The 6,754-nt window shown below is 42.7% G+C and carries 5 protein-coding genes and 1 pseudogene; 5 read left to right on the plus strand and 1 reads right to left on the minus strand.

The genetic code is table 11. The features are described 5' to 3' along the window. Nucleotides 1-955 (plus strand): annotated as a pseudogene (locus IM500_RS05695) (methyl-accepting chemotaxis protein); the annotation flags it as partial. Between the two features lie 6 nt (nucleotides 956-961). Next, a complete protein-coding gene (locus IM500_RS05700) occupies nucleotides 962-1,603 on the plus strand; it encodes an OmpA family protein (protein ID WP_002764884.1) in 642 nt (213 codons plus the stop codon). A 1-nt stretch (nucleotide 1,604) separates the two neighbouring features. Here IM500_RS05700 and IM500_RS05705 read toward each other — a convergent pair whose 3' ends face one another. Further along, nucleotides 1,605-2,198: a Uma2 family endonuclease gene (locus IM500_RS05705; protein WP_287737948.1), complete on the minus strand. Its 594-nt coding sequence runs from the start codon at nucleotides 2,196-2,198 to the stop codon at nucleotides 1,605-1,607. 220 nt (nucleotides 2,199-2,418) lie between these two features. Here IM500_RS05705 and IM500_RS05710 point away from each other — a divergent pair, with 220 nt between their 5' ends. The 3 genes from IM500_RS05710 to IM500_RS05720 all read left to right on the plus strand — a co-directional run bounded on the left by IM500_RS05710 (nucleotide 2,419) and on the right by IM500_RS05720 (nucleotide 6,461). Beyond that, nucleotides 2,419-4,338 carry a long-chain fatty acid--CoA ligase gene (locus IM500_RS05710; protein ID WP_287737950.1) on the plus strand — a complete coding sequence of 640 codons (1,920 nt, stop codon included), beginning with the start codon at nucleotides 2,419-2,421 and terminating at the stop codon, nucleotides 4,336-4,338. A 61-nt stretch (nucleotides 4,339-4,399) separates the two neighbouring features. Beyond that, nucleotides 4,400-4,849, plus strand: coding sequence for a YlqD family protein (locus IM500_RS05715; RefSeq protein ID WP_002756613.1), 450 nt, complete (start codon nucleotides 4,400-4,402; stop codon nucleotides 4,847-4,849). A gap of 247 nt (nucleotides 4,850-5,096) precedes the next feature. Continuing rightward, complete coding sequence (locus tag IM500_RS05720) at nucleotides 5,097-6,461, plus strand: DUF3370 domain-containing protein (RefSeq protein WP_190721302.1); 1,365 nt, start codon at nucleotides 5,097-5,099, stop codon at nucleotides 6,459-6,461. Nucleotides 6,462-6,754: the final 293 nt, after the last annotated feature.

A 6,754-nucleotide genomic window follows, 5' to 3' on the forward strand; every position in this document is an offset into this window, starting at 1 on the left:
AGAGCAAGTTACTCAAGTCTCTGAGAAAATCCTAGAACAAAATCAGCAACGCTCAGTCACCGAACAAGAAAAGTTATCCAACATTCAAGGAGAATTAGTAAAATTAATCGAAACCGTGAAAACCTATCAAGACAGTTTTAACTCCGAGTCGAAACAATTAGGCAATCAACTTATCAATCGTCTTGAGCAAAGACTATCCCAAACCTCCGATAAAATCCTCACTGCTTCCCATGGCATTGAGCGCTCTAGTAATAATCCAGAGGTGACTAATGCTAACTTGTCTCAGTTAATTGGTACAGTGACAGAGCAACTTACTCAAGTCAAGGAAAGCTTACAGTCTGATTTAAACCTTTTAAGCAATAACTTAGGGATGGTAGTTGATGATAAATTAACTAAGAACTCAGAACAATTAAAAGCAGTTTCCCAATCTATTGAGAAAACAGCCAATCAATTTGGCAGCCTTAAATCAGATTTTTCTCAAGTAATTAACGCAGTGAACACCAACACCAGTCAATTAACTGCTAACTTAGAATCTTTGCGAGATAAGTTAGAGAAAGTTATCGCTAAGGAAAATAAATCGAATCAAAAAATGATTGAACACATCTATGGAGAAATTCACAAATGTTTAGCAGAACTGGAGAAAATTGGCGAAATGAGTTCTGAATTTTCTAACTTAAAGGATAAGATGAAAGAACTTAAAGAACTTTTTGAGACAATCCCTAATCCTCCTCAAAAAGATGTTCAGGATGACATTGATAAGTTAAATAAGAAGTTGGAAGAACTTAAAAAACTTTTTGAGACAATCCCTAATCTTACTCAAAAAGATGTTCAGTCTGAATTTTCTAGCTTAAAGGATAAGATAGAAAAACTTTTTGAGACAATCCCTAATCCTACTCAAAAAAATGTTCAGGATGACATTAACACCATATTTGATAACTTCACTAACAAATTCTAAGCAATTATGTCTAGACGTACCTACTACCGGGATGAAGATAAATCGGTGGATGTTTATCCCGCATTTACCGATTTAATGTCCAATGCTTTCATGATTCTGAGTTTATTTCTCCTCTTGGCACTTTTTCAGTCCTATAATCTCATCAGCAAACTGGAGGAAGCTAACCGAAAACTGCAAACAGCAACCCCCATAGTTATCGATGAAAAATCAGGAAAATTCAAATTTCAGTCGGGAAGTGCTGAATTAAACCCTGCTTTAAAAACCTATATTCGTCAGCGCATTATTCCCGCTATCGAAACCATTACCAAAGACAGAGAAATCGACTTTATTCAAGTAATTGGACACACCGACGGACAGGGAATACAGCAGACAAGTAATCTCGATAAAAATATCGAATCGGTTGCCAGCAGAAAACAATCTGTTAAAATGCTAGTACCCGGTTCTAACACTGATTTAGGATTAATGCGAGCTTTAGCAGTAGTGCAAGAAATCGAAAACACAGGTAAACTCAAAAACGTCAAATTTCGAGCTTTTTCCGCAGGACAGTTATACCTCCCATCGGGTAAATTAGCTGCGGTTAATCGTGACGCAGATGCAAGCAGACGCAGAATTGAAATCCGTTTTATTCCCCCCGGTAAAAAACAATGATTTATTCTATTTCTTCCACGGAATAATTAACCGTTTCTAGGGTGACATCCTCGTATAAATCCCGAAAAGATGCCGTCAGATTAATACTATGCAAACTAAAACTTTCTTGCTGATAGGTTTGCAGAATCCATAAACCCTGTTCACCCCGTCGAAAAGTTTCCACTCGTTGGTGTTTACTATTGACTAGGACATATTCCTCTAAACTTTCTAGAGTTTGATAATCATTAAATTTATCCCCCCTGTCAAAAGCTTCTGTAGAATCGGAGAGAACTTCGATAATCAATTTAGGAAAACTTTTGTAGGTAGCGGTTTCTCTATCTCTGTCATCGCAGGTGACAATAATATCGGGATAATAAAAGTGATTGCGTTTCTCTAATCTGACTTTCACATCGGCAAAATAAACCCGACAATCGGAACCCCGCAAATGATTACGAATAATTGTGTATATATTCCCCGAAACAATATTATGAGTATCAGTCGTCCCTGCCATGGCGTAAACTTGTCCATCGATATATTCATGTTTAATGGGACTTTTTTCTTCAAACTGAAGATATTCTTCTGGAGTGAGATTATTATATTTAGATAAAGCAATCATCGTTTTTTATGATAGTTACAACTATATTAACTACCTAAGCAAAATTAATTATACATCTCGCTAACCTTGTTGCACCCTTGTAAGAGTACCTATCTGAAAAAAGCAAATTAACTTTGCAGGACAGATACCTGTTGAAATACTGTCTAGGAGAACCGGCAAAAAGAGCCTGGAATGGTTAATCTATATGCTATTACCCTTGTAACTCCCTATAACTACTGCTATGACAACCCTAATTGACTATTCAAATATTCAATCTTTACCCGAAGTTTGGTCAATAGTTGCCCAACGTTTCCCCAATATTATCGCTCTGCACGATCCCCACAGTAAACCGGAAGTAATTCTCACCTATCGGGAACTTTATCAACAAATTCAGCAATTTGCCGCCGCTTTACAAGCATTAGGAGTCACAGAAACCGAAAATGTCGCTTTATTTGCCGATAATAGTCCCCGGTGGTTTATTGCCGACCAAGGTTCCATGGCAGCCGGGGCCGCCAACGCGGTACGATCTGCTCAAGCAGATGCAGAGGAATTAGCCTATATTTTGGCCGATAGTGACAGTCAGACGCTGATTGTCGAAAATAACAAAACTTTAGGGAAATTGCTGGCGAAAATCCCTGAATTGCCCCTAAAATTAATCGTGCTGCTCACCGACGAAGACCCCGCTACTGGGGCGATTTCCGTGCAGACCTTAAATTTCAAGCAACTAATGGCGATCGGGGCTGAGAACACCCTTAAACCCATCACCAAGGGCGAAAATGATCTGGCTACCCTCATCTACACATCGGGAACGACGGGACAACCAAAAGGGGTGATGTTAAGTCACGGTAATCTGCTGCATCAGGTACGCAACTTAAATGCTATCTTTCAACCGGATCCCGGCGATCGAGTTTTAAGTATACTACCTTCATGGCATTCCTACGAGCGCAGTTGTGAGTATTTCAGTCTAGCTCAGGGTTGCACCCAGATTTATACCAGTATTCGCACTTTTAAGCAGGATTTAAAGCAATTTAGTCCGCAATTAATGGTGGGAGTTCCCCGTCTTTGGGAATCCCTTTACGAAGGTATCCAAAAACAATTTAGCGAACAACCGGCCACAAAACAGAAATTAGTGCGATTTTTGCTAGAAAAGTCGGAAAAGTACGTTATTGCTAAACGCATCGCCGATAATCTCAGTCTAGATCACCTTCACGCTTCCGGGATCGAAAGACTAAAAGCAAGAATTCAATCCCTCTTACTCTATCCCCTCCATGCCATCGGTGATAAGCTAGTTTATGGCAAAATTCGCCAAGCAGTGGGAAATAAAGTTAAAATCTTGGTTAGTGGCGGTGGTTCCTTAGCCAGACATCTAGATACTTTCTATGAGATTGCGGGAATCCCGATTTTAGTTGGTTATGGACTGACAGAAACTTCTCCTGTCGCTACCGTCCGTCGTATCGATCATAACCTGCGCGGGTCTGCCGGTCGTCCCGTCCTTCAGACAGAAATCTCTATTGTCGATTTACACAGCAAAGAAGTCTTACCGACAGAAAAACACGGTTTAGTCTTGATTCGCGGTCCGCAGGTGATGCAGGGATACTATAAAAAACCCGAAGCAACCGAAAAAGCGATTTCTCCCGATGGTTGGTTTGATAGCGGTGATATTGGTTGGTTAACCGCTGCTGGGGATTTAGTCTTAACCGGACGGGCCAAAGATACAATTGTTTTGAGCAATGGTGAAAATATCGAACCGCAACCGATTGAAGATGCTTGTTTACGCAGTCCCTTTATCTCCCAAATTATGCTAGTGGGACAGGATCAAAAAGCTTTGGGGGCTTTGATCGTGCCTAATCTTGATATACTGGCCAATTGGGCGCAAGAACAGAAAATATCCTTAAATTTACCCGATCTTCACAGCGATCGCTCAACGATTCTTTCTAGCGATCTCTACAGCAAAAAAGTCTTAGCTCTCTACCAACAAGAATTAAAGCGCGAGGTAAGAAATCGGCCCAGTTATCGTGCCGATGACCAGATTAAAACCTTTGAGTTAATTTTAGAGCCTTTTTCCCAAGAAAACGGCATGATGACCCAAACTTTAAAGATTAAACGACCGGTAGTAACGCAACGCTATCGCGATATGATTAACGAGATGTTTGCCAAGTAAATATTTCTGGCAAATATTCCCTAACCCCTTGACAAAAAGACCTTTTTAGGATAAGCAAATCATGGATGACGCACAAACCAGTTTATTACTGAAGCGCCCGGTGACAATTAAAGTCATCGTGACTCCGCGCTGGAAAGAAGAAGCACAACAGCAATTACAAGCACAAATGGCTCAAATTGACGCACAAATTCAACAATTAGAAACCCAAGGCCAAAGAGCGATCGCCGAAATTCAGCGTCAGAGCCTGATCCCCTTACCCCCCGCGGCTGCCCAACAGATTGACAATATTCAAATCCAAGTCAATCAACAAAAAAGTGAGTTTCTCGAACAAAAAAACCAGTATTTGCAACAATTGCAACAGGTACAACTCTTGGAACTCAATCAAGAAGTCGCCCAAGCACAACTAGAAAGCTTTTTCCGGGTCGAAAAAGGCGATAACTTAGTGGCCAAAATGAATGTGGAACTCGTCCTTAGAGATGGCATCGTCGAAGAAATTCGCGGCGAAATTTAAAGCTAGGGTGAGCAGTTACGGGTCATTCTCAACTTAACCCTTAAAATCGGCAATAGCAAGGGGTATTCTCCCTTGCTCACCCAGAAAACCGCCCCTAGCTCACATCACCCCTGACAAGACTTGATCAGACCTTAAAAATATATTAAGATTCTTTATCGATCGCCAAGACAAACTCGCTTATATTGTCCTATAACTTCACCTCTCCATCGACTCACCCTTAATTAGATCCTATAAATATAGAATCTCTATGCTTTCTTTCTTACCCACTATTCTTTTAGCTCAGTCCGCCTCGGTTCTGCCCCAGATAGAGAGGAAATTAATCACCCAATATCAGGAAGTGCGTCAGTTGCCCGGTCAACTGAATGATGTGCTGGTTTTTAATAGCAATAGTCCCGAAATCGTAGAAAAAGAGGGAATTCTCCTCTCTACTTTCCCCGGCAAAGGAAAACGTTTTCCCATAGCCCATCTCAATCATCCCCTACAAGGACGTTTTGACGTTTTCACCCACCACATCGCCCGTCAAACCGATCCCGATCGCGACTTACACCAGGGTCTGATCGTTACTAATCCTACCTCCAGAAACCTCGTTATCCGCATCCTGCAAGGAGTCAGTTACGTTACCTCCGCCGATGCCCCTTTTGTCGATTTACCCTCTCTGGTGGAAGATCCCAACGGCCGGGTTTTTTCCGGTCCCGGTTCCCGTTTAGCCAGCGATATCATGCGTCGTCGCCATGATACCCAATTTCCCGCCCAGATCGTCATTCCCCCAGGCCAAAGTCGGATGCTATTCGATCTGGTTATCCCCAGAAGTAGCGCCCGCTCGACCCTCCTGCGTCTCTACAGCGATGGACCGGTCTATATGGCCAATTTAGCCCTCTACGAAGTTCCCCAAAAAGTCAAAATCGAAGATCGGGAAATAGCAACCTTTCGTCCCCCTACCCTAGAGGAATGGCGTACCCTATTAGTTAGAGGTGATTTAGCGGCTCCTCGCGATTTTCCCCCCACTCCCCCCGATCAATGGTTCCCTGGAAGAAGAAATTTTTATGGTCGCGTGGCCGGAATTTCTGTCGGTTCGGAATGGGCAACCCGCATTGTCGATCCCAAAGGGGGAATTAATCTCACCATTCCTCAACCCGGTCAAGCTTTTGCCTATCCTTTAAGTACGGTGACAGCAGCTACTTTCGGAACCAGACAAATTCAAAGCGCCCCCATGTTAGTGCGTTATCCCGATACGGCTTTCAAAGCTCACGGTAACTACGGTGTTCACTACTATCTGACTTTACCTCTATATAACAATACCAGCAAAACCCAGGTGGTGGCTTTGAGTATTCAAACCCCAATTAAAGAAGACAATTATCTCGATCGCTTGCTATTTGTTGAACCCGTCCAGGGACCGGTATTTTTCCGGGGTGCAGTGCGCGTTACCTATCGTAACGCACTGGGACGCACCGAGGAACGTTTTTTCCATCTCGTTCAACGGGAAGGACAACAGGGAGAAGCTTTAGTACAGGTGGAACTTCCCCCCGGAGCCAGACGCGACATTAATCTCGATTTTCTCTATCCCCCCGATGCCACACCCCCCCAAGTTTTGAGCGTTAAAACTTTGGAATAAATAGGGTTTGCGGCAAAAAGTACGGGCGAAGCATTCGGTTAGAAAATCTACGGTTTCACCGATAGGTTATTGCCCGAATGCTTCGCCCCTACAGGACGCGGGCCGATGAAGACGCCAGGTTTTGAACGACGATTCTCTCAAAATCTTGCACCTGTTTCGCTCGTAAAGCCACAAAGCCCTTACCTTGCCTACATTTCACATTTATTCAGCCAGCCCTAGATAGTTTTTCTCGAAAAGTTAACGGCTGATTGTCGGGGGTAATAAGTAGACCTCTTGCATAAATCCGAAAACAA

It is taken from the genome of Microcystis sp. M179S2, assembly GCF_020245805.1.
GTDB classification, from domain to species: domain Bacteria; phylum Cyanobacteriota; class Cyanobacteriia; order Cyanobacteriales; family Microcystaceae; genus Microcystis; species Microcystis aeruginosa.